Source organism: Burkholderia sp. RF4-BP95, assembly GCF_001521985.1.
GTDB classification, from domain to species: Bacteria; Pseudomonadota; Gammaproteobacteria; order Burkholderiales; family Burkholderiaceae; genus Burkholderia; species Burkholderia diffusa.
In genome coordinates this window covers 153,736-179,515 of record NZ_LOSX01000080.1, presented here as the reverse complement: position 1 = coordinate 179,515, position 25,780 = coordinate 153,736, and the positions used below count along the sequence as shown (strand labels likewise).

General features: G+C 65.2%; 30 protein-coding genes. 26 read left to right on the top strand and 4 right to left on the bottom strand.

Annotated features, from left to right (window positions below):
• The first annotated feature begins 10 nt into the window (after positions 1-10).
• From rpsH to dsbD, 16 genes are all read left to right on the top strand, one after another.
• Positions 11-406: a 30S ribosomal protein S8 gene (gene rpsH, locus WS46_RS27655; protein WP_006477185.1), complete on the top strand. Its 396-nt coding sequence runs from the start codon at positions 11-13 to the stop codon at positions 404-406.
• Positions 407-424: 18 nt separating this feature from the next.
• Positions 425-955: a 50S ribosomal protein L6 gene (gene rplF, locus WS46_RS27650; protein WP_006758786.1), complete on the top strand. Its 531-nt coding sequence runs from the start codon at positions 425-427 to the stop codon at positions 953-955.
• A 12-nt stretch (positions 956-967) separates the two neighbouring features.
• Positions 968-1,333: a 50S ribosomal protein L18 gene (gene rplR, locus WS46_RS27645; protein ID WP_006477183.1), complete on the top strand. Its 366-nt coding sequence runs from the start codon at positions 968-970 to the stop codon at positions 1,331-1,333.
• Positions 1,334-1,347: 14 nt separating this feature from the next.
• Positions 1,348-1,866 (top strand): 30S ribosomal protein S5, encoded by a 519-nt coding sequence (gene rpsE / locus WS46_RS27640; RefSeq protein ID WP_006752931.1) that lies wholly within the window; start codon positions 1,348-1,350, stop codon positions 1,864-1,866.
• A gap of 15 nt (positions 1,867-1,881) precedes the next feature.
• Positions 1,882-2,064 (top strand): 50S ribosomal protein L30, encoded by a 183-nt coding sequence (rpmD, locus tag WS46_RS27635; protein ID WP_006400644.1) that lies wholly within the window; start codon positions 1,882-1,884, stop codon positions 2,062-2,064.
• 26 nt (positions 2,065-2,090) lie between these two features.
• The gene (rplO, locus tag WS46_RS27630; RefSeq protein ID WP_006482880.1) at positions 2,091-2,525 is read left to right on the top strand and encodes a 50S ribosomal protein L15; all 435 of its coding nucleotides are present in this window, start codon (positions 2,091-2,093) and stop codon (positions 2,523-2,525) included.
• 42 nt (positions 2,526-2,567) lie between these two features.
• Entirely contained in the window at positions 2,568-3,917 is a 1,350-nt protein-coding gene (gene secY / locus WS46_RS27625) for a preprotein translocase subunit SecY (protein WP_006400642.1), read from the top strand.
• 9 nt (positions 3,918-3,926) lie between these two features.
• The gene (gene infA / locus WS46_RS27620; protein ID WP_004521905.1) at positions 3,927-4,145 is read left to right on the top strand and encodes a translation initiation factor IF-1; all 219 of its coding nucleotides are present in this window, start codon (positions 3,927-3,929) and stop codon (positions 4,143-4,145) included.
• Between the two features lie 20 nt (positions 4,146-4,165).
• Entirely contained in the window at positions 4,166-4,282 is a 117-nt protein-coding gene (rpmJ, locus tag WS46_RS27615) for a 50S ribosomal protein L36 (RefSeq protein ID WP_004199844.1), read from the top strand.
• 38 nt (positions 4,283-4,320) lie between these two features.
• Positions 4,321-4,686 (top strand): 30S ribosomal protein S13, encoded by a 366-nt coding sequence (rpsM, locus tag WS46_RS27610; RefSeq protein WP_039323572.1) that lies wholly within the window; start codon positions 4,321-4,323, stop codon positions 4,684-4,686.
• A 28-nt stretch (positions 4,687-4,714) separates the two neighbouring features.
• Positions 4,715-5,116: a 30S ribosomal protein S11 gene (gene rpsK, locus WS46_RS27605; RefSeq protein WP_004197937.1), complete on the top strand. Its 402-nt coding sequence runs from the start codon at positions 4,715-4,717 to the stop codon at positions 5,114-5,116.
• A 155-nt stretch (positions 5,117-5,271) separates the two neighbouring features.
• The gene (gene rpsD / locus WS46_RS27600) at positions 5,272-5,895 is read left to right on the top strand and encodes a 30S ribosomal protein S4 (protein ID WP_012362893.1); all 624 of its coding nucleotides are present in this window, start codon (positions 5,272-5,274) and stop codon (positions 5,893-5,895) included.
• A 124-nt stretch (positions 5,896-6,019) separates the two neighbouring features.
• Entirely contained in the window at positions 6,020-6,997 is a 978-nt protein-coding gene (locus tag WS46_RS27595) for a DNA-directed RNA polymerase subunit alpha (RefSeq protein ID WP_006477176.1), read from the top strand.
• 136 nt (positions 6,998-7,133) lie between these two features.
• A complete protein-coding gene (rplQ, locus tag WS46_RS27590; protein WP_006477175.1) occupies positions 7,134-7,529 on the top strand; it encodes a 50S ribosomal protein L17 in 396 nt (131 codons plus the stop codon).
• A 207-nt stretch (positions 7,530-7,736) separates the two neighbouring features.
• Positions 7,737-8,063, top strand: a complete 327-nt coding sequence (gene cutA, locus WS46_RS27585; RefSeq protein WP_057924809.1) for a divalent-cation tolerance protein CutA — start codon at positions 7,737-7,739, stop codon at positions 8,061-8,063.
• Positions 8,056-9,903, top strand: a complete 1,848-nt coding sequence (gene dsbD / locus WS46_RS27580; RefSeq protein WP_059692391.1) for a protein-disulfide reductase DsbD — start codon at positions 8,056-8,058, stop codon at positions 9,901-9,903. The genes cutA and dsbD overlap by 8 nt, the downstream gene beginning before the upstream one ends.
• A gap of 115 nt (positions 9,904-10,018) precedes the next feature.
• Here dsbD and hemB read toward each other — a convergent pair whose 3' ends face one another.
• Both hemB and yihA read right to left on the bottom strand, forming a co-directional pair.
• Positions 10,019-11,017: a porphobilinogen synthase gene (gene hemB / locus WS46_RS27575; RefSeq protein WP_059686546.1), complete on the bottom strand. Its 999-nt coding sequence runs from the start codon at positions 11,015-11,017 to the stop codon at positions 10,019-10,021.
• Between the two features lie 253 nt (positions 11,018-11,270).
• Positions 11,271-11,930 (bottom strand): ribosome biogenesis GTP-binding protein YihA/YsxC, encoded by a 660-nt coding sequence (gene yihA / locus WS46_RS27570; RefSeq protein ID WP_059505749.1) that lies wholly within the window; start codon positions 11,928-11,930, stop codon positions 11,271-11,273.
• A 218-nt stretch (positions 11,931-12,148) separates the two neighbouring features.
• Here yihA and WS46_RS27565 point away from each other — a divergent pair, with 218 nt between their 5' ends.
• The 5 genes from WS46_RS27565 (at position 12,149) to msrQ (ending at position 18,274) form a co-directional block, all read left to right on the top strand.
• Positions 12,149-12,802 (top strand): cytochrome c, encoded by a 654-nt coding sequence (locus tag WS46_RS27565; protein WP_059535578.1) that lies wholly within the window; start codon positions 12,149-12,151, stop codon positions 12,800-12,802.
• A gap of 196 nt (positions 12,803-12,998) precedes the next feature.
• Positions 12,999-15,215: a cytochrome c biogenesis protein ResB gene (locus tag WS46_RS27560; RefSeq protein ID WP_059692390.1), complete on the top strand. Its 2,217-nt coding sequence runs from the start codon at positions 12,999-13,001 to the stop codon at positions 15,213-15,215.
• Positions 15,216-15,219: 4 nt separating this feature from the next.
• Positions 15,220-16,410 carry a c-type cytochrome biogenesis protein CcsB gene (gene ccsB / locus WS46_RS27555; protein WP_059692389.1) on the top strand — a complete coding sequence of 397 codons (1,191 nt, stop codon included), beginning with the start codon at positions 15,220-15,222 and terminating at the stop codon, positions 16,408-16,410.
• A gap of 158 nt (positions 16,411-16,568) precedes the next feature.
• Positions 16,569-17,564: a protein-methionine-sulfoxide reductase catalytic subunit MsrP gene (gene msrP, locus WS46_RS27550; protein ID WP_059692388.1), complete on the top strand. Its 996-nt coding sequence runs from the start codon at positions 16,569-16,571 to the stop codon at positions 17,562-17,564.
• 20 nt (positions 17,565-17,584) lie between these two features.
• Complete coding sequence (msrQ, locus tag WS46_RS27545; RefSeq protein WP_059692396.1) at positions 17,585-18,274, top strand: protein-methionine-sulfoxide reductase heme-binding subunit MsrQ; 690 nt, start codon at positions 17,585-17,587, stop codon at positions 18,272-18,274.
• 86 nt (positions 18,275-18,360) lie between these two features.
• Here msrQ and WS46_RS27540 read toward each other — a convergent pair whose 3' ends face one another.
• The gene (locus WS46_RS27540; RefSeq protein ID WP_059535586.1) at positions 18,361-18,642 is read right to left on the bottom strand and encodes a lipoprotein; all 282 of its coding nucleotides are present in this window, start codon (positions 18,640-18,642) and stop codon (positions 18,361-18,363) included.
• A 36-nt stretch (positions 18,643-18,678) separates the two neighbouring features.
• Between WS46_RS27540 and cyaY the strand changes: the two genes are divergently transcribed.
• On the top strand, positions 18,679-19,005 hold the full coding sequence (gene cyaY, locus WS46_RS27535) for an iron donor protein CyaY (RefSeq protein ID WP_059692387.1): 327 nt from the start codon (positions 18,679-18,681) through the stop codon (positions 19,003-19,005).
• Positions 19,006-19,103: 98 nt separating this feature from the next.
• Here the strand turns inward: cyaY and WS46_RS27530 are convergent, their stop codons facing one another.
• Positions 19,104-21,491, bottom strand: a complete 2,388-nt coding sequence (locus tag WS46_RS27530) for a penicillin-binding protein 1A (protein ID WP_156443196.1) — start codon at positions 21,489-21,491, stop codon at positions 19,104-19,106.
• 226 nt (positions 21,492-21,717) lie between these two features.
• On the opposite strand from WS46_RS27530, the gene WS46_RS27525 reads away from it, so the two are divergent.
• From WS46_RS27525 to WS46_RS27510, 4 genes are read left to right on the top strand one after another with little or no spacing between them, the layout of a single operon-like run.
• Entirely contained in the window at positions 21,718-22,641 is a 924-nt protein-coding gene (locus tag WS46_RS27525; RefSeq protein ID WP_059692385.1) for a hypothetical protein, read from the top strand.
• Complete coding sequence (locus tag WS46_RS27520; RefSeq protein ID WP_179949189.1) at positions 22,638-23,273, top strand: fimbrial protein; 636 nt, start codon at positions 22,638-22,640, stop codon at positions 23,271-23,273. Before WS46_RS27525 ends, WS46_RS27520 begins: the two co-directional genes overlap by 4 nt.
• Positions 23,270-24,139 carry a hypothetical protein gene (locus WS46_RS27515; protein ID WP_059692383.1) on the top strand — a complete coding sequence of 290 codons (870 nt, stop codon included), beginning with the start codon at positions 23,270-23,272 and terminating at the stop codon, positions 24,137-24,139. Before WS46_RS27520 ends, WS46_RS27515 begins: the two co-directional genes overlap by 4 nt.
• Entirely contained in the window at positions 24,136-25,779 is a 1,644-nt protein-coding gene (locus WS46_RS27510) for a type IV pilus secretin PilQ (protein WP_059692382.1), read from the top strand. Before WS46_RS27515 ends, WS46_RS27510 begins: the two co-directional genes overlap by 4 nt.
• Position 25,780: the final 1 nt, after the last annotated feature.

Sequence of the window (25,780 nt, the reverse complement as noted above, 5' to 3'; positions counted from 1 at the left end):
AGAAACGTAAATGAGCATGAGTGATCCTATCGCCGATATGCTGACTCGCATCCGCAACGCGCAGATGGTCGAGAAGGTATCGGTCGCGATGCCCTCGTCGAAGGTCAAGGTTGCAATCGCGCAAGTCCTGAAGGACGAAGGTTATATCGACGATTTCGCCGTCAAGGCGGAAGGTGCGAAGTCCGAACTGAATATCGCGCTGAAGTACTACGCAGGTCGCCCGGTCATCGAACGCCTCGAGCGCGTGTCGAAGCCTGGTCTGCGCGTGTACCGCGGCCGTAACGACATTCCGCAGGTCATGAATGGCCTGGGCGTGGCAATCGTGTCGACGCCGAAGGGCGTGATGACCGACCGCAAGGCGCGCGCTACCGGCGTCGGCGGCGAAGTCATCTGCTACGTCGCTTAAAGCCGAGGAGAGAGAAACATGTCTCGAGTAGGTAAGAGCCCGATCGCGCTGCAAGGCGCGGAAGTCAAGCTGGCCGACGGTGCTATCACCGTCAAGGGCCCGCTGGGCACCATCACGCAAGCGATCAATCCGCTCGTGAACGTGGCGAACAACGACGGCACGCTGAATCTGTCGCCGGTCGACGAAAGCCGCGAAGCAAACGCACTGTCGGGCACGATGCGCGCGATCATCGCGAATGCCGTGCACGGCGTGACCAAGGGTTTCGAGCGCAAGCTGACGCTGGTTGGCGTCGGTTATCGTGCGCAAGCGCAAGGCGACAAGCTGAACCTGTCGCTGGGTTTCTCGCACCCGGTGGTGCACCAGATGCCGGAAGGCGTCAAGGCTGAAACCCCGACGCAAACCGAAATCGTGATCAAGGGGATCAACAAGCAACAAGTCGGTCAAGTGGCTGCGGAAGTCCGCGGTTACCGTCCGCCGGAGCCCTACAAGGGCAAGGGCGTGCGCTATTCCGACGAGGTTGTGATCCTCAAAGAAACGAAGAAGAAGTAAGGGTGCGCAATCATGGATAAGACTCAATCTCGCCTGCGCCGCGCTCGCCAGACGCGTATCAAGATCGCTGAGCTGCAGGTCGCGCGTCTCGCCGTGCATCGCACGAACACGCACATCTACGCTCAAGTGTTCTCGCCCTGCGGCACCAAGGTGCTCGCCAGCGCGTCGACGCTCGAAGCAGAAGTGCGCGCCGAACTGGCCGACAAGTCGGGCAAGGGCGGCAACGTTAATGCTGCGACGCTGATCGGCAAGCGTATTGCCGAGAAGGCAAAGGCCGCCGGCATCGAATCCGTCGCCTTCGACCGCTCGGGCTTCCGCTACCATGGCCGCGTCAAGGCGCTGGCTGAGGCAGCTCGCGAAGCTGGGCTCAAGTTCTAAGGAAGGAATTCGTCATGGCAAAGATGCAAGCGAAAGTTCAGGCTGACGAGCGCGACGACGGCCTTCGCGAAAAGATGATTTCGGTCAACCGCGTGACCAAGGTCGTGAAGGGTGGCCGTATTCTCGGCTTCGCCGCACTGACCGTGGTCGGCGACGGTGATGGCCGCATCGGTATGGGCAAGGGCAAGGCGAAGGAAGTGCCGGTCGCTGTCCAGAAGGCAATGGAACAAGCTCGCCGCAACATGTTCAAGGTGCCGCTCAAGAACGGCACGCTGCAGCACGAAGTGCACGGCAAGCATGGCGCATCCGCTGTCCTCCTCGCTCCGGCGAAGGCAGGTACGGGCGTGATCGCCGGCGGCCCGATGCGCGCAGTGTTCGACGTGATGGGCGTTCAGAACGTCGTGGCAAAGAGCCACGGTTCGACGAACCCGTACAACCTCGTTCGCGCCACGCTGGACGGTCTGCGCAAGCAGTCGACCCCGGCAGACATCGCGGCGAAGCGCGGCAAGTCCGTCGAAGATATTTTGGGCTAAGCCCGGGTGGTCACCATGTCTGAAAAAACTGTCAAGGTTCAGCTCGTTAAGAGCCTGATCGGGACCCGCGAATCGCACCGCGCGACCGTGCGTGGCCTGGGCCTGCGCCGACTCAACTCGGTTAGCGAGCTGCAGGACACGCCGGCGGTCCGCGGCATGATCAACAAGGTCTCGTACCTCGTTAAGGTCATCGCGTAAGCGGCCCTACGGATCAAGGAGTTGATATGGAATTGAATAACCTGAAGCCGGCCGCTGGCGCCAAGCACGCCAAGCGTCGCGTCGGCCGCGGCATCGGTTCGGGCCTCGGCAAGACGGCTGGCCGTGGTCACAAGGGTCAGAAATCGCGTTCGGGCGGCTTCCACAAAGTCGGTTTCGAAGGCGGTCAGATGCCGCTGCAACGTCGTCTGCCGAAGCGCGGCTTCACGTCGCTGACGAAGGAATTCGTCGGTGAAGTGCGCCTGGGCGACCTCGAGAAGCTGCCGGTCGATGAAATCGATCTGCTCGCACTGAAGCAAGCCGGCCTGGTCGGCGAGTTGACGAAGAGCGCAAAGATCATCGCGACGGGCGAACTGAAGCGCAAGATCGTCGTGAAGGGTCTCGGTGCCACCAAGGGTGCGCGCGCTGCGATCGAAGCGGCTGGCGGTTCGTTCGCCGAGTGACACGCGTAGCGCGTCGTTACTTGCATTCATCGGAGAAGGTACTTGGCTAACAGCCCGAGTCTTGCAAAACCCGGTCGAAGCACGGCGAAATTCGGCGATCTGCGTCGGCGAGCGATGTTCCTGCTCCTGGCGCTGATCGTCTATCGCATCGGCGCGCACATCCCCGTGCCGGGCATCGATCCGGATCAACTGGCGAAGCTGTTCCAGAGTCAGGCGGGCGGCATCCTGGGCATGTTCAACATGTTCTCGGGTGGCGCGCTTTCCCGCTTCACGATCTTTGCGCTGGGGATCATGCCGTACATCTCGGCGTCGATCATCATGCAGTTGCTGGCGATCGTCTCGCCGCAGCTCGAGGCGCTGAAGAAGGAAGGGCAGGCAGGGCAACGGAAGATCACGCAGTACACGCGGTATTTCACCGTGGTGCTCGCGACCTTCCAGGCGTTCGGTATCGCGGCTGCGCTGGAAAACCAGCCGGGCCTCGTGATCGACCCCGGCATGCTGTTCCGGCTGACGACGGTCGTGACGCTGGTTACCGGCACGATGTTCCTGATGTGGCTGGGTGAGCAGATCACCGAGCGTGGTCTGGGCAACGGCATCTCGATCATCATCTTCGGCGGGATCGCAGCAGGGTTCCCGAATGCCGTCGGTGGGCTGTTCGAGCTGGTGCGCACGGGTTCGATGAGCATCATTTCGGCGATCATCATCGTCGTTCTGATTGCCGCGGTGACTTACCTGGTCGTGTTCATCGAACGCGGTCAGCGCAAGATCCTCGTGAACTACGCGAAGCGCCAGGTCGGCAACAAGATCTACGGTGGCCAGTCGTCGCACTTGCCGCTGAAGCTGAACATGTCGGGCGTGATTCCGCCGATCTTCGCGTCGTCGATCATCCTGTTTCCGGCCACGATTCTCGGCTGGTTCAGCACGGGTCAGCCGTCGGGAAGCTGGATCTCCAACACGTTGCATAACGTCGCGGAGGCGCTGAAGCCGGGTCAGCCGGTCTATGTGCTGCTGTACACGCTGGCAATCGTGTTTTTCTGCTTCTTCTACACCGCACTGGTGTTCAACAGCAGGGAAACCGCGGACAACCTGAAGAAGAGCGGCGCGTTTGTTCCGGGCATTCGTCCGGGCGATCAGACCGCACGATATATCGACCGCATCCTGACGCGTCTGACGCTGGCCGGTGCGATCTACATCGTCTTCGTGTGTCTGCTGCCGGAATTCCTGGTGCTGCGCTGGAACGTGCCGTTTTATTTTGGTGGAACGTCGCTGCTGATCATTGTCGTCGTCACGATGGACTTCATGGCGCAGGTGCAGTCGTACGTTATGTCGCAACAGTATGAGTCGCTGCTCAAGAAGGCAAACTTCAAGGGCGGCAACATCCCAATGCGTTAATTAAGGACTATGGCCAAAGACGATGTAATCCAGATGCAAGGTGAGGTGATCGAAAACCTCCCGAATGCGACCTTCCGTGTGAAGCTGGAAAACGGCCATGTCGTGTTGGGGCATATCTCCGGGAAGATGCGGATGCACTACATCCGCATCCTGCCGGGCGACAAGGTGACGGTTGAATTGACGCCTTACGATCTGTCTCGTGCGCGGATCGTGTTCCGGGCGAAGTGATTTGAAAAAAGGGTATTATCATGAAAGTGATGGCATCGGTTAAGCGCATTTGCCGCAATTGCAAGATCATCAAGCGCAAAGGCGTCGTTCGCGTGATCTGCAGCTCGGATCCGCGCCACAAGCAGCGCCAAGGCTGACCGCGCGTTTGTTTGCGCTTTTTGTTTGAGGAAAAACAATGGCTCGTATCGCAGGGGTTAACATCCCGAATCACCAGCATACCGAGATCGGCCTGACGGCAATCTTCGGTATCGGCCGCACGCGCTCGCGCAGCATCTGCACGGCAGCTGGCGTGGAATTCTCGAAGAAGGTCAAGGACCTGACCGACGCAGACCTCGAAAAGCTGCGTGAAGAAGTGGGCAAGTTCATCGTCGAAGGCGATCTGCGCCGTGAAGTGACGATGAACATCAAGCGCCTGATGGACCTCGGTTGCTACCGTGGTGTTCGTCATCGCAAGGGCCTGCCGATGCGCGGTCAGCGTACGCGTACGAACGCACGTACCCGCAAGGGTCCGCGTCGTGCAGCGCAAGCGCTGAAGAAGTAAGCGGAACTGACAGTTACAGGAAAACGTAATGGCTAAGGCTTCGAACACCGCGGCGCAACGCGTTCGCAAGAAGGTTAAGAAGAACGTCGCTGAAGGCGTGGTTCACGTTCACGCGTCGTTCAACAACACGATCATCACGATCACCGATCGCCAGGGCAATGCACTGGCATGGGCGACGTCGGGCGGCCAGGGCTTCAAGGGCTCGCGCAAGTCGACGCCGTTCGCTGCTCAGGTTGCTGCTGAGTCGGCCGGTCGCGTGGCGATGGAATATGGCGTGAAGAATCTGGAAGTGCGGATCAAGGGCCCGGGCCCGGGTCGTGAGTCGGCAGTGCGCGCACTGCATGGCCTCGGCATCAAGATCACCGCGATTTCGGACGTCACCCCGATTCCGCACAACGGCTGCCGTCCGCCGAAGCGCCGTCGTATCTAAGAATGTGCTGGCACGTTCGTGCTGGCACATTTGCCTGTCGCCGCGTAGCGTCGACGGGCGTTGCTTTTTTGATTGACTAAGCCCACCGTTCGCCCCAAAGGGCGCGAACTAGCGCGGATTTCGATCCGCGTGACTGATTGATAAAGGAATGCAAAGTGGCACGTTATATCGGCCCTAAGGCCAAGCTGTCCCGCCGTGAAGGCACCGACCTGTTCCTGAAGAGCGCGCGCCGCTCGCTCGCCGACAAGTGCAAGCTCGACAGCAAGCCGGGTCAGCACGGCCGTACCTCGGGCGCACGTACGTCCGACTATGGTACGCAGCTGCGTGAAAAGCAAAAGGTCAAGCGCATTTACGGCGTCCTGGAGCGTCAGTTCCGCCGCTACTTCGCTGAAGCCGACCGTCGCAAGGGCAACACGGGTGAAAACCTGCTGCAACTGCTCGAGTCGCGTCTCGACAACGTCGTGTATCGCATGGGCTTCGGCTCGACCCGCGCTGAAGCGCGTCAGCTGGTGAGCCACAAGTCGATCACCGTGAACGGCGTCGTCGCGAACGTGCCGTCGCAGCAAGTGAAGGCGGGTGACGTCGTCGCGATCCGCGAAAAGGCAAAGAAGCAGGCGCGTATCGTCGAAGCGCTGTCGCTGGCCGAGCAAGGCGGCATGCCGAGCTGGGTTGCAGTCGATGCGAAGAAGTTCGAAGGCACGTTCAAGCAAATGCCGGAACGCGCTGACATCGCAGGCGACATCAACGAAAGCCTGATCGTCGAATTGTATTCGCGTTAATCCGATTGACGGCCGAGGTACCCCGATTGCGTTACGCAAGGAGGGGCCTCGGCTGTTTATTTTCTGGTTGTTACCGGTCAGCCTTATCGGTGTAACGAGCCGAGGGTATTGAAAAGGAAAGCCCATGCAAACCAGTTTGCTGAAACCCAAGATCATCGCCGTGGAATCGCTGGGCGAGAACCACGCGAGGGTGGTCATGGAACCGTTCGAACGCGGTTACGGCCACACCTTGGGCAATGCGCTTCGCCGCGTGCTGCTGTCGTCGATGGTTGGCTACGCGCCGACCGAAGTCACGATCGCCGGCGTGGTGCACGAGTATTCGACGCTTGATGGCGTGCAAGAAGACGTCGTCAACCTGCTGCTGAACCTGAAGGGTGTGGTGTTCAAGCTGCACAACCGTGACGAAGTGACGGTGACCCTGCGCAAGGAAGGCGAAGGCGTCGTCACGGCCGGCGATATCGAGCTGGCTCACGATTGCGAAGTCATCAACCCGAATCACGTGATCGCACACCTGTCGAAGGGCGGCAAGCTCGACGTTCAGATCAAGATCGAAAAGGGTCGCGGCTACGTGCCCGGCAACGTCCGTCGCTATGGCGAAGACACGGCCAAGATCATCGGCCGCATCGTTCTCGACGCGTCGTTCTCGCCGGTTCGCCGCGTGAGCTACGCAGTTGAAAGCGCACGTGTCGAGCAGCGTACCGACCTCGACAAGCTCGTGATGAACATCGAGACGAGCGGCGTGATCACCCCGGAAGAGGCGATCCGTCAATCGGCCCGCATCCTGGTCGACCAGCTGTCCGTGTTCGCGGCTCTGGAAGGCACGGAAACGGCTGCAGAGGCACCGTCGCGCGCACCGCAGATCGATCCGATCCTGCTGCGTCCGGTGGACGATCTCGAGCTGACGGTTCGTTCGGCGAACTGCCTGAAGGCCGAGAACATCTACTACATCGGCGACCTGATCCAGCGCACGGAAAACGAGCTGCTGAAGACACCGAACCTCGGTCGCAAGTCGCTCAACGAGATCAAGGAAGTGCTCGCTTCGCGCGGTCTCACGCTGGGCATGAAGCTCGAAAACTGGCCGCCGGCTGGTCTCGACAAGTAAGCCCGGTTGTTGCTGTAGTTGGCAAAGATGCGGATTTTCCTTTAAAATCCGCATCTTGCTTTTTTCGTTACCGGCCCGTGCACCCCAGCGGTGCGATAGAAGAGCTGGATCAAAACTTTGAATCAAGGAAACTGAAATGCGCCATCGTCATGGTCTGCGGAAACTGAACCGCACGAGCAGCCACCGTCTGGCTATGCTCCGTAACATGTCCAACTCGCTGATCGAGCACGAAGTCATCAAGACGACGCTGCCGAAGGCGAAGGAACTCCGTAAAGTCGTCGAGCCGCTGATCACGCTCGGCAAGAAGCCGTCGCTGGCAAACCGTCGCCTGGCGTTCAACCGCCTGCGCGATCGTGACTCGGTGGCGAAGCTGTTCGACGTGCTCGGTCCGCGTTTCGCGAACCGTCCGGGCGGCTACCTGCGCGTGCTGAAGTTCGGCTTCCGCGTCGGCGACAACGCACCGATGGCACTGGTCGAGCTGCTCGATCGTCCGGAAGTCGACGAAACGGAAAACGTGCAAGAAGCCGAGTAAGCTTCCAGTACGCAGCAGTATCTGAAAAGGGCCGGGCAATTGCTTGGCCCTTTTTGTTTTTGTGGCGCCGCGGGCTGCGATCGATTGTCGCAGCCCGCGGCCGGCAGCGTCGCGCGGGCTGCGCTACGATACGGAACTGTCGGCTCGGGCCTTCGATGGGCCGATCGTGGCGGCGGAAGCCGGTAAAAACCAGCCAGGAGGGCGCGTATGGTGGTGGTGTTGATGCTGACGACGGTGCCGGACGCGGCGACGGCCGCAGCGCTCGCCGACGGCGCGCTCGATGCGCGGCTTGCCGCGTGCGTATCGGAACTCGGTGCGATCAAGTCGCGCTACCACTGGCAGGGCAAGGTCGAGACGGCCGACGAGATCCAGTTGCTGTTCAAGACGAGCCCCGTGCGCTCGCTCGAACTGGAGCGATTTATTCTCGCGCATCATCCGTACGAGACGCCGGAAATCGTCTCGTGGCAGGCGACGGCTTCGGCCGCATACGGCCAGTGGGTGACCAGCGAAACTCAACGTCTATTTCATGTTTAACGGTATGGCGCTTTCCGTGCGCGTGCGCGCGCTGCGGGTCCTCGCAGTCCTGTTGTCGTTCATGTTCATGCTGGGCGGCCTGTCGGTCGCGCGCGCGGCCGACGATTTTCTCGATCCGTCGGTCGCATTCAAGTTCAGCGCGAGCGAAGCGCCAGGGCAGGTGGACGTCCGCTTCAAGGTGGCCAATGGCTATTACCTGTACCGAGAGCGGTTCGCTTTCGCGGTGAAGGGCGGGCAGGCGACGCTCGGCGATCCACTGTTCCCGGCCGGTCATGTGAAGTTCGACCAGACGTTCCAGAAGGAAGTCGAGACATATCGCGACGAGGTCGTGATTCATGTGCCGGTCAAGCAGGCGGCGGGGCCGTTCGAGCTCGCGGTGACGTCGCAGGGGTGCGCCGACGAAGGGATCTGCTATCCGCCCGCGGAGCACGTCGTGAAGATCGACGGCGCGGCGCTGGGCGCGGCCGCGCCGGCCGACGGCGCACCGGCCTCGGGCAACTGGTTCGACAAGGTCACGAGCGCGGATTTCGCGCAGTCGCTGCTCGAGGGGCACGGCTTCTTCACGATCGTCGCGCTGTATTTCGTCGCGGGCGTCGTGCTGAGTCTCCTGCCCTGTTCGTATCCGATGATTCCGATCGTGTCGGCGATCATCATCGGCCAGGGCACGCGGGCGACGCATGCGCGCGGCTTTGCGCTGTCGCTGACGTACGTGGTCGGCATGGCGCTCGTCTATACGGTGCTGGGCATCGCGGCGGCGCTGGTCGGCCAGAGCCTTGGCGCGTGGTTGCAGAACCCGTGGGTGCTCGGCGCGTTCGGCGTGCTGCTCACGGCATTCGCGGTATCGCTGATTTCCGGCAAGGACATCGCGTTGCCCGAGCGCTGGCAGAACGGCGCGGCCGAAGCCTCGCGCGCGCGGCAGGGCGGCCACTTCGTCGCGGTCGCCGCGATGGGTGCGTTGTCGGCGCTGGTCGTCGGCGCGTGCATGACGGCGCCGCTGTTCGCGGTGCTCGCGTTCATCGCGCACACCGGCAATGCATGGCTCGGCGGTGCCGCGCTGTTCGCAATGGGGCTGGGGCTCGGCGTGCCGCTGCTCGTCGTCGGCGTCGGTGCCGGCACGGTGCTGCCGCGCGCGGGCGCATGGATGGATGGCGTGAAGGTGTTCTTCGGCATCGTGCTGCTCGCCGCCGCGCTGTGGATCGTGTGGCCGGTGCTCGCGGGCGGGCTGAAGATGGTGCTCGCCGCGCTGTGGCTGCTCGTCGCGGCGGCGGCGCTCGGCCTGTTCACGCCGCATGCCGGCGCCGCGTCGATCTGGCGCCGTCTCGGTCGCGGCCTCGGTGCGGCGCTCGCGATCTGGGCCGCGACGCTGCTCGTCGGGCTCGCGGCGGGCTCCAACGACCCCGTGAAGCCGCTGGCCGTACTCGCGGCGCGCACGGTTGCGTCGGGCGATGCGTCGGCCGCCGGCGCGGCGGCCGGGCAGGCGGGCCCCGCGTTCGCGTCGGTGCGCTCCAGCGGCGAGCTCGACGCGCTGCTGAAGACGTCGGGCCGGCCCGTGATGCTCGACTTCTATGCCGACTGGTGTGTGAGCTGCAAGGAAATGGAGCATCTGACGTTCACCGATTCGCGGGTGCAGGCGCGGCTCGCGCAGCTTCACCTGGTGCGCGCGGACGTCACCGCGAACAATCCGGCCGACCAGGCGCTCCTCAAGCGCTTCAACCTGTTCGGGCCGCCGGGCATCATTTTCTTCGATCGCAACGGCAATGAAATCGGCCGCGTGGTCGGCTATCAGGCGGCCGAGACGTTCCTGCGCAGCCTCGATCGCGCGGCGGTGCCGACGGTGTAAGGCGCGCGCCTCCGCGCATATGGGCGCCTGCTACGCCGACCGGACGACAAATACAAAACGGCGGGACACCGATGAAGTGTCCCGCCGTTTTTCTTGATACGCGCCGTCGTGCGGCTCAGCGCTGCGCTTTCAGCAGACGGGCAGCGTCGAGCGCGAAGTACGTGAGGACACCGTCGGCGCCTGCGCGCTTGAATGCGAGCAGCGATTCGAGCACGACCTTGTCATGGTCGAGCCAGCCGTTCATTGCGGCGGCCTTCAGCATCGCGTATTCGCCGCTCACCTGGTACACGTAGGTCGGGAAGCGGAACTCGTCCTTCACGCGGCGCACGATGTCGAGATACGGCATGCCGGGCTTGACCATCACCATGTCGGCGCCTTCGTCGATGTCGAGGCGCACTTCGCGCAGCGCTTCGTCGCTGTTCGCCGGATCCATCTGGTAGGTCATCTTGTTGCCCTTGCCCAGATTGGACGCCGAGCCGACCGCATCGCGGAACGGGCCGTAGAACGCCGACGCGAACTTGGCCGAATAGGCCATGATGCGCGTATGGATATGGCCGTCGCTTTCCAGCATCTCGCGGACTGCGCCGATGCGCCCGTCCATCATGTCCGACGGCGCGACGATGTCGACGCCGGCTTCCGCCTGCGCGCGTGCCTGGTCGACCAGGATCTCGATCGTGTCGTCGTTGATCACGTAGCCGTTTTCGTCGAGCACGCCGTCCTGGCCGTGGCTCGTGTACGGATCGAGCGCGACGTCGGTCAGCACGCCGAGCTCGGGGAAACGCTTCTTCAGCTCGCGCACCGCGCGCGGGATCAGGCCTTCCGGATTGGCCGCTTCGCGGCCGTCGGGCGTTTTCAGCGACGGCTCGATGGCCGGGAACAGCGACAGCACGGGCACGCCGAGTTCGACGCACTGCTCGGCGACATGCATCAGCAGATCGACCGACACGCGCTCGACGCCGGGCATCGACGGGACGGCCTGGCGTTCGTTGGTGCCGTCGACGACGAACACCGGGTAGATCAGGTCGTCGGTGGTCAGGCGGTTTTCGCGCATCAGGCGCCGGGAGAAGTCGTCGCGGCGCATCCGGCGCGGACGATGAAGCGGATGGAAGCTCATGGCGATTTGGTAGAAATCAGGGCAAGAAGGACCTTACGGAACCCTTAGGTCATTTTCGAGATCGTTGGTATATGATAGCGATCGAGCGGCACGCGTCGCGTGCAGCTCCCCGCTTCTCCTCCCTGAGCGGGTGCCTGTCGTTTTTCGATTAGGCTGTTTGACCCGCCGTTCAACGGCGGGTTTTTTTATGAGCCGGCCGAATTCGCAGGTGCCGTCAGGTGCGCACGGCCGATCCCGGCCGCGCGTTGCCCGCTTATTGTGCTACAGGCTCGCCTTTTTCGTCGGCGGCGGACGGCCGCACCCAGCTCTCGATCAGCTCGTGCGCCTCGTCGAGCCCCGTGCGCTTCAGCGCCGAGAACAGCTGGACGGTCAGCTTGCCCTTCACGCCCTGGTCGCGATACGCGTCGAGTCCCTTCTGCGTGTTCCGCAGCGCGTTGATGCTTTCCTGGCGCGTCAATTTGTCGCACTTCGTCAGCAGCGTGTGGATCGGCTTGCCGGTCGGCGCGAACCACTCGATCATCCGGCGATCGAGGTCGGTCAGCGGGCGGCGCGAATCCATCATCAGGATCAGGCCGCACAGCTGCGAACGCGTCGCGAGATAGGACGACAGCAACATTTCCCAGTGGGCCTTCGCGGCCCCCGGCACTTCCGCGTAACCGTAGCCGGGCAGGTCGACGAGGTTCGCGACGGGCTCGGCGGCCGGGCCGACGGAGAAGTAGTTGATGTGCTGCGTGCGACCGGGCGTCTTCGACGCGAACGCGAGCCGCTTCTGATTGCACAGCACGTTGATCGCCGTCGATTTGCCGGCATTCGAGCGGCCCGCGAACGCGATTTCCGGTTGCACCGTCGGCGGCAGGTCGCGCAGATGGTTGACGGTCGTGTAGAAGCGGGCTTGATGGAGCAAAAAGGCCATGGGGGAAACCGGAGGGACGGGGCGGCGCGAGCCGCTTGGTGGAGGCGGGGTAGCCCCGATAGGCGCGGGAGCTTTCAGCGCGATATTGTACAATACGCCGGTTTTGCCGAAGGGCTGCGGGCGCCTGCCTCGCGCTTTTATGCAGCTTCTGCGGTAGACTGGTCGACGTCGTTTTTTGCAGAACCTCAAATTCCCACAAGACGAAACAGGGTGTGCGAATGAATCGACTGTGCAAGTCTCTGATGGTGCTTCAGGTTGCAGCAGGGTTCGTAGGTTTCGTAGCGGAGGCAAACGCGGCGGATGCGGCAAAGCCGGATCTGGACCGCGGCAAGGCGATTGCCGGGCAAGTCTGCGCGTCGTGTCACGGCGCCGACGGCAACAGCGCATCGGGCAGTTTCCCGAAGCTCGCCGGCCAGCATCCCGAATATCTGGTCAAGCAGTTGAACGACTTCAAGGCCCAGCCGGGCGCGAAGGGGCCGGCGCGGACCAATCCGGTGATGGTCGGGTTTGCGAGCGCGTTGAGCGCGGACGACATGCGCAACGTCGCCGCGTATTACGGATCGCAGTCCACGAAGCTCGGCACCGCACGCGATGCGGCGACCGTGCCGATCGGCCAGAAGATCTATCGCGGCGGCATCGCGGAAAAGGGTGTGCCCGCCTGCGCGAGCTGCCACGGGCCGACGGGGCAGGGGATTCCGGTCCAGTACCCGCGTTTGTCGGGGCAGTGGGCCGATTACACGGTGGCCCAGTTGACCGCGTTCCAGCAGGGTGTCGGCGCGCGCAACAACAACGAGGCGATGCATCAGATCGCATCGCGTCTGTCGGACAACGAGATCAAGGCCGTCGCGGATTACATCGCGGGCCTGCGTTGAACGGACGGTCGCGAATGGAATGACCGGGTGCCCGAAGGGCGGCCGGAGTCAGAACAAGAAAAGGGTGGGGCACCGTTGCGGTTGCCTCGCCCTTTTTTGTCGGCACTCGCCGGGCCGTCCCAAGAGTGCTGACCGCCCCCTCGGGGGCAGCGGACATAGTGAGCGTGGGGGCTGTTTCCCCTTAGTCGGAGTTTGAATGAGCGTTACCACGTCGGGGTTGCAGTCGAAGTCGGGTCAAAGTGCGTCCAGGCGCGCGGTCGAGTTGCTGAGCTCGATGCGCTTCGCGATCGCACTGTTGGTGGTGCTGTCGATCGCGAGCATCGTCGGGACGGTCCTGACCCAGGATGACCCGTATCCGAACTACGTGAACCAGTTCGGGCCATTCTGGGCGGACATCTTCCGCTCGCTGGGCCTGTACAACGTGTACAGCGCGTGGTGGTTCATGCTGATCCTGATCTTCCTCGTCGTGTCGATCTCGCTGTGCGTGATCCGCAACGCGCCGAAGATGCTTGCCGACGCGAAGAGCTGGAAGGACAAGGTGCGCGAAGGCAGCCTGCGCGCCTTCCACCACAAGGCCGAATACTCGGCGTCCGGCACGCGCGCGACCGTCGCGGCCTCGCTTGCCACGTTCGTCACCAAGGCCGGCTACAAGCACGTCGTGCGTGAAACCGACGGTGCAACGCTGATTTCCGCGAAACGCGGCGCGCTGACGAAGTGGGGCTACATCTCCGCGCACCTTGCGATCGTCGTGATCTGTATCGGCGGCCTGCTGGACAGCAACCTGCCGATCAAATTCCAGATGTGGATGTTCGGCAAGAGCCCGGTCAACACGAGCGCGACGATCAGCGAAATCTCGCCCGACCATCGGTTGTCGGCGTCGAACCCGACGTTCCGCGGCTACGCGTGGGTGCCGGAAGGCCAGTTCGTGTCCACCGCGATCCTGAACCAGCCGAGCGGTTCGCTGATCCAGGACCTGCCGTTCTCGATCCAACTCAACAAGTTCATCGTCGATTACTACACGACGGGGATGCCGAAGCTGTTCGCGAGCGACATCGTCGTGATCGATCGCGAGACGGGCCAGAAGATCCCGGCGCGCGTCGAGGTCAACAAGCCGTTCACGTACAAGGGCGTGTCCATCTACCAGTCGAGCTTCCAGGACGGCGGTTCGCAGATGGAGATGACGGCCTACCCGATGACGGGCGGCAACGCGAAGACCTTCGCGGTGAAGGGCACGATCGGCAGCACGGCGCCGCTGCAGATGCCGGGCCGCGATGGCGACACGATCGAATTCTCCGACTTCCGCGCGATCAACGTCGAGAACATGGCGGACGCGAACGGCAAGCCGGACGTGCGCGGCGTCGCGAAGACGGAGTCGCTCAAGGAAGCATTCGACGAGCGGCTCGGTTCGGGCGCGAAGACGTCGAAGCCGATGCAGCTCCACAACATCGGCCCGTCGGTGCAGTACAAGATTCGCGGCAAGGACGGCCAGGCGCGCGAATTCAACAACTACATGCTGCCCGTCGACATGGGCGGCACGCGCGTGTTCCTCGCCGGCGTGCGCGCGAGCCCGAACGATCCGTTCCGCTACATGCGGATTCCGGCCGACAGCCAGGATTCGATCGGCGAATGGATGCGCCTGCGCGCCGCACTCGAGGATCCGGCCGTGCGTGCCGACGCCGCCGCACGTTTCGCGCAGCGTTCGCTGCCGACGACCGAAGCGTCGCTGCGCGGCCGCCTGCAGGACAGCGCGTTCAAGGTGCTGACCCTTTTTGCGGCGAGCGACGACAGCGTCGGCCGTGGCGCCGACGGCCAGCCGATCGGTGGCTTCCAGGCGGTGGCGACGTTCATCGACCGCTCGGTGCCGAAGGCCGAGCAGGAAAAGGCGGCCAGCCTGCTGCTGCGCATGCTCGAGGGGTCGATGTGGGAGGTCTGGCAGATCGCACGCGAGCGTGCCGGCGAGCCGGCCGCCCAGCAGGGCGCCGACACGATCCGCTTCGTGCAGAACGCGATCAATGCGCTATCCGACAGCTTCTTGTACGGATCGCCGGTCTATTTGCAGCTCGACTCCTTCAAGCAGGTGCAAGCTTCGGTATTTCAGCTGACGCGCGCACCCGGCAAGAATCTGGTGTATCTTGGCAGCCTGCTGTTGGTCGCCGGCATCTTCTCGATGTTCTACGTGCGCGAGCGGCGACTCTGGTTCTGGCTCAAGGACGCCGGTTCGGGCGTCGATGTGGTGATGGCGATGTCCACGGCCCGCAAGACCTTCGATTTCGAGAAAGAATTCGTGCAGACGCGCGACGCGGCCGGCGCCGCCTTGCGCGCCACGCCGCGCGACGCCGCACCCGCCGGTGCGGCAGCGACTGCCCGTCCGCCCGCCGGCGACGGTTCCGATTCCGAGAATTCCACCCGGTAACATCATGGATCTCACTCAAGTTTCCTCTTCCCGTTCGGGGCCGGTCCAGGCCCCGAATCCGGCGCCGTTGTTCGACGACCGTCCGTTCCTCGCGCGCCTGTCGATCATCGACTGGCTGTTCGCCCTGGCACTCGTCGTCGGCGCGGGCTATGCGTTCGTGCATTACAACGAACACATGAATTACTACGACAAGGCGGTGATGATCGGCACGGTGCCGGCGCTTGTCGTGCTCGGCTGGCGCTGGAAGCCTGCGCGGCTGATGATGGCGTCGATCGCGGTGTTGTCGCTGCTGTCGATCCAGATCTACCAGGGCGATCTCGCGCGCGCAGATTCGGCGTTCTTCCTCAAGTACTTCCTGTCGAGCCAGTCCGCGATCCTGTGGATGAGCGCGCTGTTCGTGCTCGCGACGATCTTCTACTGGATCGGCCTGCTCGCGCGCTCCGAATCGGGCTCCGCGATCGGCCAGAAACTGACGTGGGTCGCGGTGCTGATGGGTTTCACCGGCCTGATGGTGCGCTGGTACGAGTCCTACCTGATCGGTGCCGACGTCGGGCATATCCCGGTGTCGAATCTGTATGAAGTCTTCGTGCTGTTCAGCCTGATCACCGCGCTGCTTTATCTGTATTACGAAGGCCACTACGGCACGCGCTCGCTCGGCGCGTTCGTGCTGCTGGTCATCAGCGCGGCCGTCGGCTTCCTGATGTGGTACTCGGTCGCGCGCGACGCACAGCAGATCCAGCCGCTCGTGCCGGCGCTGCAGAGCTGGTGGATGAAGATTCACGTGCCGGCGAACTTCATCGGCTACGGCAGCTTCGCGCTGTCGGCGATGGTGTCGGTCGCGTACCTGATGAAGGAGCGCGGCGTGCTCGCCGATCGCCTGCCGACGCTCGAGGTGCTCGACGACGTGATGTACAAGTCGATCGCGGTCGGCTTCGCGTTCTTCACGATCGCGACGATCCTCGGCGCGCTGTGGGCCGCTGAAGCATGGGGCGGTTACTGGAGCTGGGATCCGAAGGAAACCTGGGCGCTGATCGTGTGGCTCAACTACGCGGCCTGGCTGCACATGCGGCTGATGAAGGGCCTGCGCGGCGCGGTCGCCGCCTGGTGGGCGCTCACGGGCCTGCTCGTGACGACGTTCGCGTTCCTCGGCGTCAACATGTTCCTGTCCGGGCTGCATAGCTACGGCAAGCTGTAAGATTTCCGACGTTGGTCCGACAAAAGACCGCCGGCGCACTGCGTGCCCGGCGGTTTTCTTTTGTAACGGGCGGGCGGTCCGGGCGTCGAACGGCGCAGCTCGGGTCGGGTCGAACGCTCATGAAGCGTGCGCGCCGCGCATGCAGGAGGAGCAGCACGATGTGGATCAAACACTCTTTGCGCACCGTACTGACCGGCGGTGATATCGCGCAGAGCCAGATTACGCCGCGCGCGGTATTCGAGAACCGGCGGCGCGTATTGCAGGCCGCCGGCCTGGCGGCGGCGGGCGGATTGCTCGGCGGCAGCGGCGCGGCGTTCGCGGCCTATGCGTCGCCGGACGCGCGGGCCGCGAAGCTTGCGGCGAAAACCAACCCGAGGTTCGTCGCGGCCGACAAGGTGACGCCGTTCAAGGACATCACGTCCTACAACAACTTCTACGAATTCGGCACCGACAAGAGCGACCCGGCCCAGAACGCGGGCACGCTGCGGCCGCGCCCGTGGCGTGTGAGCGTCGAGGGCGAGGTGCTGCACCCGAAGGTGTTCGATCTCGACGAACTGCTGAAGCTCGCGCCGCTCGAGGAGCGCGTGTACCGGCTGCGTTGCGTCGAAGGATGGTCGATGGTGATTCCGTGGATCGGCGTGCCGCTGTCCGAGCTGATCAAACGCGTGCAGCCGACCGGCAACGCGAAATACGTGCAGTTCATCACGCTGGCCGATCCGTCGCAGATGCCTGGGCTGTCGGCGCCGGTGCTCGATTGGCCGTATTCGGAAGGGCTGCGGATGGACGAGGCGATGAATCCGCTGACGCTGCTGACGATGGGCGTGTACGGCCAGGTGCTGCCGAACCAGAACGGCGCGCCGGTGCGGATCGTCGTGCCGTGGAAGTACGGCTTCAAGAGCGCGAAGTCGCTGGTGAAGATCCGCTTCGTCGACAAGCAGCCGAAGACGAGCTGGAACACGTATGCGTCGAACGAATACGGCTTCTATTCGAACGTGAACCCGAACGTCGATCACCCGCGCTGGAGCCAGGCGACCGAGCGCCGGATCGGCGAGGACGGCTTCTTCACGCCGAAGCGCAAGACGCTGATGTTCAACGGCTATAGCGATCTCGTGGCGTCGATGTATCAGGGCATGGACCTGAAAAAGAACTTCTGAGCTTGCCGGTGAGAAACGACATCCCTTCCTCCACGCTGACGCCCGCGCGCGCGTCCGGCATGCGCACGGCTGCCGCCGGTGGTGCCGGGGCCGGGGCGGCGCGTACCGCCTCGCCGCGCTGGCTTGCCTCCGCCAAGGTGCTGGTGTTCGCGGCCGGTCTCTATCCGCTCGCGCGTCTCGTGCTGTTCGGGCTGACCGACCGGCTCGGCGCGAACCCGATCGAGTTCATCACGCGTTCGACGGGCCTCTGGACGCTGGTGATGCTCTGCATCACGCTCGCCGTCACGCCGCTTCGGCGCGTGACGGGCGTTCCCGCATTGCTGCGCTTTCGCCGGATGATCGGCCTGTTCGCGTTCTTTTACGCGACGCTGCATTTCACGACGTATCTGTGGTTCGACAAGTGGTTCGACGTGCTCGCGATCCTGAAGGACGTCGGGAAGCGTCCGTTCATCACGGTCGGCTTCGCCGCGTTCGTGTTGCTGATTCCGCTGGCCGCGACGTCGCCGCGCGCGATGGTGCGCCGGCTCGGCCGTCACTGGGCGACGCTGCATCGCGCAATCTATGCGATTGCGCTGTTCGGCGTGCTGCATTTCTGGTGGATGAGGGCAGGCAAGCACAATCTCGCGCAGCCGAAGCTCTACGCGACGATCGTCGCGGTGCTGCTCGGCTGGCGGCTGCTTGAATGGGGCTGGCGGCGCATCCGTGCTTGACGATGCGGGCCTGAAAAAAACAAAAGGCGATGACGGGAAGTCATCGCCTTTGTTGCGAACGAAACCGCGCGGGCCGCGGGGTGCGATTATTGCGCGACAACCGGGCCGGATGCGGGCGTCGCGGCCCTCGACGCATCGCTCGACAGCTCCGGCGACAGCGTGAGCGGCGTGCCGGAAGAATCGGGAATGCTCTCGGTCGATGCGTTTTCATCGGTCGGCGTGACGTCCGACGGCGGCGTGTCCTGTTGCTGGATGGGCTTCGCCGGCAACGGCGGCACGGTGGGCAGATAGAGCGGGCCGCGTTGACCGCAGCCGGCAAGTATCGCCAAAGCCGCTACAATCGCGCTCATCCGGAAAACGACTCGCATGATCGTCCCTGAACAATTTAACCGATAGAGTTTAGCATGTCCGATACTGAATACCTGGCCCGTGCCGAGGCCGTGCTGGCGGCCGTCGAGCGTACCGTGGATGCCGCGAACGACGGCGACCACGACATCGATCTGGAGCGCAACGGCAGCGTGCTGACGCTGACGTTCGAGAACGGCTCGAAGATCATCATCAATCTCCAGCCGCCGATGAAGGAACTGTGGATCGCCGCGAAGGCGGGCGGATTCCATTACCGTTTCGTCGACGGCGAATGGCGCGATACGCGCACCGGCTCCGAGTTCTTCGCGGCGCTCACCGACTACGCGACGCAGCAGGCCGGCCAGCCGATCACGTTCGGCGCGTAACGTTCGGCGCTCGCCCGACCGGGCGCCCGATACGCCGGATCGAAGCACAAGAAAAAAGCGCCCTGCGGGGCGCTTTTTTCATGCTCGGGCCGTTCGTGTCAATGGCCGCGGAACAGGTTCATGATGTCCTGCTTCTCCTGCTCGTCGACGTGCGGCACGGGTTCGTCGGTGTTCTGCACCGCCGGCGCCTGCGGCACGCCGACCGTCGACACGAAGCCGTGCCCCGGCGTGAACTCGGTGAAGTAAAGCTCGCTGCCGAGCGCCTGGACGTCGTCCGGCATCGTCGGCTTGAACTCCGGCGTGCCCTTCAGCGCCGCGCCCATGTAGTCGATCCAGACCGGCAGCGACAGGCCGCCGCCGGTTTCGCGATCGCCGAGGCTGCGCGGATTGTCGTAGCCGATCCACGCGATCGCCGCGAGCGTGTGCTGGTAGCCGGCGAACCATGCGTCGTGCGAATCGTTCGTCGTACCGGTCTTGCCGGCGAGGTCGGTGCGCTTCAGCACGTTCGTGCGCGCGCCCGTGCCGCGCTGCGCGACGCTCTGCAGCAGGCTGTTCATCACGTACGCGTTGCGCGCGTCGATTGCGCGCGGTGCGTTCTGCTCGGCGATGAGCGGCTGCGCGCGGGCGACGATCGCGCCATTCGGATCGGTCACTTCGGCGATCAGGTACGGATTCACGCGGAAGCCGCCGTTCGCGAACACCGAGTACGCGCCGGCCATCTGCAACGGCGTGACCTGGCCCGCGCCGAGCGCCATCGGCAGATAGGCCGGATGGCGCTCGGCGTCGAAGCCGAAGCGCGTGATGTACTGCTGCGCGTACTTCGTGCCGATGTGGTTCAGGATCCGGATCGACACGAGGTTGCGCGAGCGCTGCAGCGCGGTGCGCATCGACATCGGGCCTTCGAAGCCGCCGCCGTAGTTCTTCGGCTCCCACGGCTGGCCGCCGGTTTCCGCGGCGCTGAAATACAGCGGGCCGTCGTTGATCACCGTGGCCGGCCCGAGGCCCTTGTCGAGCGACGCCGAGTAGATGAACGGCTTGAACGACGAACCCGGTTGCCGCCACGCCTGCGTGACGTGGTTGAACTTGTTCTTGTTGTAGTCGAAGCCGCCGACGAGCGAGCGGATCGCGCCGTCCTGCGGGACGATCGAGATGAACGCGCCTTCGACCTGCGGCAACTGCGTGATCGCCCACTTGCCTGCGTCGTTCTTCACGACCCGGACGATCGCGCCCGGCCGGATGCGGCGGTTTGGTTGCGCGCTGGCCGACAGCGCGCCCGACGCGAAGCGCAGGTTGTCGCCTTCGATTGTCGCGCTGCTGCCGTCGATGAAGGCGACGGTGATCTGGCGCGGGGTTGCGGCCGTGACGACCGCCGCGACGAGTTCGCCGTTATCGGGGTGCTCGAGCAGCGCGTCGTCGATCGCCTGTTCGCGGTCGTCGGCGCCGGCCGGCAGCTCGATGAAGCCTTCCGGCCCGCGATAGCCGTGGCGGCGCTCGTAATCCATGATGCCCTTGCGCAGCGCGGTGTATGCGACCTGCTGGTCGGCGGAGTCGATCGTCGTGACGACGTTGAAGCCGCGCGTGTAGGTTTCCTCGCGGTACTGCGCGTACATCATCTGGCGGACCATTTCCGCGACGTACTCGGCGTGCACGCTGAATTCGCGGCCGGCGCCCTTGACGACGAGCGGCTGCGCGACGGCTTCGTCGTACTGCTCGCGCGTGATGAAGTTCAGCTCGAGCATCCGTTGCAGGATGTATTCCTGGCGCACCTTCGCGCGCTTCGGATTGACGACCGGGTTGTATGCGGACGGCGCCTTCGGCAGCCCCGCGAGCATTGCCGCTTCCGCGAGCGTGATGTCCTTCAGGTCCTTGCCGAAGTAGACCCGCGCGGCGCTCGCGAAGCCATACGCACGCTGGCCGAGATAGATCTGATTCATGTAGACCTCGAGAATCTGATCCTTCGTCAGCGCGCGCTCGATCCGGTACGCGAGCAGCATCTCGTAGATCTTGCGCGTGTAGGTCTTTTCGCTCGACAGGAAGAAATTGCGCGCGACCTGCATCGTGATCGTGCTCGCGCCCTGCGACGCATGGCCGTTCGTCAGCGCGACGAAGCCGGCGCGGGCGATGCCGGTGAGGTCGACGCCGCCGTGATCGTAGAAGCGCGCGTCCTCGATCGCGAGGATCGCCTTCTTGAGCGAGTCGGGTACGTCCTTGAAATGGACGATGTCGCGGCGCTCCTCACCGAATTCGCCGATCAGCACGTGATCCGACGTGTAGATCCGCAGCGGTACCTTCGGACGATAGTCGGTCAGCGCGTCGAGCGACGGCATGTTCGGCCACGCGACGACGAGCGCGTAGCCGAGCACGAGGCCGCCGGCCACGACGAGGGCCACGCACATCGCGGCGAGGCCGATCAGGACTTTCAGCCACCAGGACCGCTTCTTCGGCTCGGGCGCGGGAGGCGGGGACGTAGGAGACGTGGATTGCATAGGCATACTGGAAAACAGTCCCGCGATTATAGCTGCCCGGTAAGACGGTCCCTGGCGCGGGGGACGTCCGCCGGCACGCGGCTGATCGCGGTGCCGTCAGTATGGGGTCCGCGCGGCCGCTCCGTGCCACGACTGGCCGTTCGGCCGACTGTCTGGCGCGCGCGCCGCTTTGCAGAATCAGGCCTCGGAAACGCGGCGTGGGCCGCAACGATCGCGGGAGGCTGGGATGGCAGGACGATGGGCGGCGCGGTTCGCGCCGGGCAGGCACCGCTCGACGGGCATCGACGTCGGGGCGGACGAGGTGAGGGTGGCCGTGCTGAGCCGGCGCGGCCGGGCTGCGGACGTGCGGGTCGAAGGACTCGAGCGGGAGCCGGTCGGACTGGCGGGCGGGCCGGAGGACGCGCGCTGGGCTGCGGTCGCACGTGCGTTGGCGGCGGCGGTGTCGCGGCTGTCGGCGGCGGGCGTGCGCTGCGACGCGCGCGGCGTGATGGCGCTGCGCGATGACGAGATGCAGACCGCGACGCTCGATCTGGCCGGGCGCGACGACATCGCGGACGCCGCCCGGCAGGCGGCCGAACGGATTTCGGGGCTGGCACCTGACGACCTCGCGTTCGACTGGCGGCAGGACGACGACGCGTGCCGGGGCGAGATTGCGGTCGCCGTGGCGCCGCAGGCATTGCTCGAGCGGCGGATCGACGTGGCCGCGCAGGCCGGCATCGATCTGACGGCCGTCGACGGCGAGTCGGCTGCCGCGCTGCGCGCGTTGCGCTATGCCGCGCAGTTCGAGCCCGACGCGCACGGCCCGTATGCCGCATTCTGGTTCAACGACACGGGCGTGCGCGGCTGGCGGATTGACGGCGCGATCGCCGCACCGGTGCTCGCGCTGTCCGGCGACGTGCGTGCGGCGTTGCCGGACGCATTGCGCCAGTGCGAGTTCGAGCCAGTGCGCTGCGTGCTCGTGGCCGGCGACGAGCGCTGCATCGCCCGCTGCGGCACGTCGGCCGCCGATATCGGCGATGCGCTCGGGGCGGCCGTGGTGCCGTTCGACTGCACCGGATGGGACGGTCTGCCGGGCGTACCCGCCGGCGCGCCGGGCGGTCCGGCGTTTGCCCTCGCGGTCGGGCTGGCGCTGCGCGGGGTGTGGGAATGATCGTCGATATGGGGTTCGGGCGGGCTGCCGCCGGCCATGCCGCGCTCGGGGGCTTCAATTTGCTGCCGTACCGTGAGCGGCTGGCGCAGGCGCTGCGGCGCCGCCGTGCCGCGCAATGCGGGGCGGCGATCGTGCTCGGCGCACTCGGGGCCGGTCTCTGGACAGGGGTGGCGACAGCGTGGCGATGGCGCGTGGATGCCGAGCGCACGCGAGTGGAGGCGCGGCTGCGGCAATTGCAGCCGCAGGTCGATGCCGCACGGCGCACCGCCGGCGCGGCAGCCGATGTCGCGCAACGCGATGCGCGAGCGGCCGTGCTTGCCGCGCCGTATCGGCGCGTTGCCGGACTGCTGGCGACGCTGGCGCAGGTGCGCGACGACACGGTTCGGCTCGACGCATTGCGTACGACATCGTCCGGTGCCGAGCTCGACGCGCGCGCGACGAGTTACCGGACGGCCGCGCGATGGCTCGCACGCATCGCGGCCGAGCAGCGCGACTGGCGCTTCGACATCGGTGCGCTGACACCGGCTTCGGCCAAGCCGGTCGCGGGTTCGGCCGTGCCGTTCCGTTTCTCCGTGCAGGTGCGCTGGCACGACGCGCCGCCGCGACAGACGACGACGGGAGGCGGCGCATGACGGCGATCATGCATCAGTCCATGCCTGACGGCGCCGAGTGGCTCGGCCGCGTGACGCGAATGTCGCCGGCCGCCGTGCACGCCGTTGGTTGTGCGCTCGCATTCGCGTTCGTGATGGGGGTGGGCGTTTATCTGATGAATGCCGTCGATGGAAGCGGACTCGCACGCAGCCGTGCATTGCTGGCAACGGCGCAGATACGGGCCGCCGACGCACAACGGCTGCTCGCGGCCGCCGCGCCGCGGCGCGATATGGGCCCGGCTGCCGCGCGCGACGCCAGCTCGCCGCCTGCGCCGGGGTGGCCCGCGTTGATGCTGGAGCTGGCCGACGTGGTCCGAGGAAGCGGACTGCGGGTTGTGTCGATCGAACCGCGGCACACTGACGATGCGGCGCCGGATGGCCGGCGCACGGTGCGGATCGTCGCGGAAGGCGGTTTTCCGGCGCTGCTGCGCCTGATGGGCGGGCTGGCGAGTTTCCCGGTGCTGGTGGTGCCGTCCGGGCTGCATATCGAGAGCAAACCGCCCGCGTCGCGGGTGGACATGACGATCGACGTGTTTCCGGCGCTGTCGGGAGCCCGGGTTCCGGACGGCGCGAAGGCGGTGCTTGCCGGCGCGCGGAGCGACGATCCATTCGGCGGAGCCGGTTCGCCGACGGTGGCTGACGATATGACGCCGCGCCTGGCCGGCACCATTCGCGACGGACGCACCGGGCTTGCGCTGTTCGACGCCGGCGATGGCGCATTCGCGACCGTTGCGCCGGGCGAGGCGTTCGGGGTATCGCGTGTGGTGAGCGTCGATACCGGTGCCGTGACGGTCGCGACGGCCGATGGCGCACGCCGGCTCGTCGTGGACGACGGAGGCCACTCATGACGAAGTACGGATGGTGGGTGATCGCATTCTGGGCTGGATCGAGCGTGGCCGCCGTGGACGCGGCGCGATCGCCTTTGCCGCCGGCCGGCTGGCCGATCGGGGCGATACGGGCGTATGCCGAGGACACGCCGCTGCCGCAGGGCGTGCCCGACGGCCTGGACGGCGTGAGCGGTAACGCGCCCGCGCACGATGGTCCACTGCCGTTCGACCAGGCGGCGCGCGCAGCGCTTCAGGCGAACACTCCGGCACCCGCGCCCCAGCTGGAAGGGCCGCCGATTCCATTGCCTCCGCCGACGCGCATGAGCGACGCCGCGGCGCGGCACCCCGGCGATGCGGACGACGCGCGGCGAATCTCGCTGAATCTGCAGGGCGCCGGCCTCGCGGCCGCATTCGACGCGCTCGCGCGATTCACCGGGCTGAACATCGTCGTCGGCGAGCAGGTGCGCGGCACGGTGACATTACGTCTGAACAATGTCCGCTGGCGCGATGCGTTCGATACGTTGCTCGACACGCACGGGCTGGCGATGTCCCGGCGCGGCAACGTGATCTGGGTCACGCCGGCGGCCGAAGTCGCCGCGCGGGAGCGCGAGCGCTTCGAAACGCACGCACGCGCGGCCGAGCTGGAGCCGCTCGCGAGCCGAACCTTCGTGCTGCATTACCCGCGTGCGCAGGACGTGCAGCGGTTGCTGGCCGGGGCGACCGGCCAGCGCCTGCTGTCGAAGCGCGGCGCCGCGGCGGCCGATCCGCGCATGAACTTGTTGTTCGTCACCGATCTGGCGCCGCGCATCGAGCAGATCGCGGGCCTGATCGACGCGATCGACCGGCCGTCCCGACAGGTCCGGATCGAGGCGCGCATCGTCGAGGGCGAGCAGGGGTTCTCGCGCAACCTCGGCGCGCGCGTCGCGCTGCGCGCCCAGGGGCGGGCTCCCGCTGCAGACGGGGCGGCGACCGTGACGGACACTCGCAACGCGCTCGACCTGGCCGCGCGACCGCTCGGCGGCTTCGAGGCGGCGACGGCCGGCTTCACATTGTTCGCCGCGCCGCTCAGCCGCGTGCTCGACGTCGAATTGAGCGCGCTCGAGGCGCAGGGCCGGGGCCAGATCGTTTCGAGCCCGCGCGTGGTGACGGCCGACCGCGTGAAGGCAATCGTCGAACAGGGCTCGGAGCTGCCGTACCAGGCGAAAGTCGGCAACGGCGTGAGCGGCGTGCAGTTCCGCCGCGCGACGCTGAAGCTCGAGGTCGAGCCGCAGATCACGCCCGACGGGCGCGTCGTGCTCGACCTGGACGTGACGAAGGACAGCATCGGCGAGCCGACGGCGGCCGGCCCGGCGATTCATACGAAGCACGTCCAGACGCGCGTCGAGGTCGAGGACGGCGGAACGGTCGCCATCGGCGGGATTTACGAGCAGTTGAACCGGGACGATGTGACGCGGGTGCCGCTCTTGGGCAAAATACCGGTTCTGGGCGCGCTTTTCCGACACCGCGCGCGGCGCGACCAGCGCAACGAACTGGTCGTCTTCATCACGCCGACGGTCGTCGGCGCGCGTTGCGAAACGGCCGGCGCGGGCGACGCGGATGCGGGAAAAACGGGGCCGGAAGCCGGTGGCGCAGGCTCGACAAGGCAGCCGCTTTGCCAGTAAG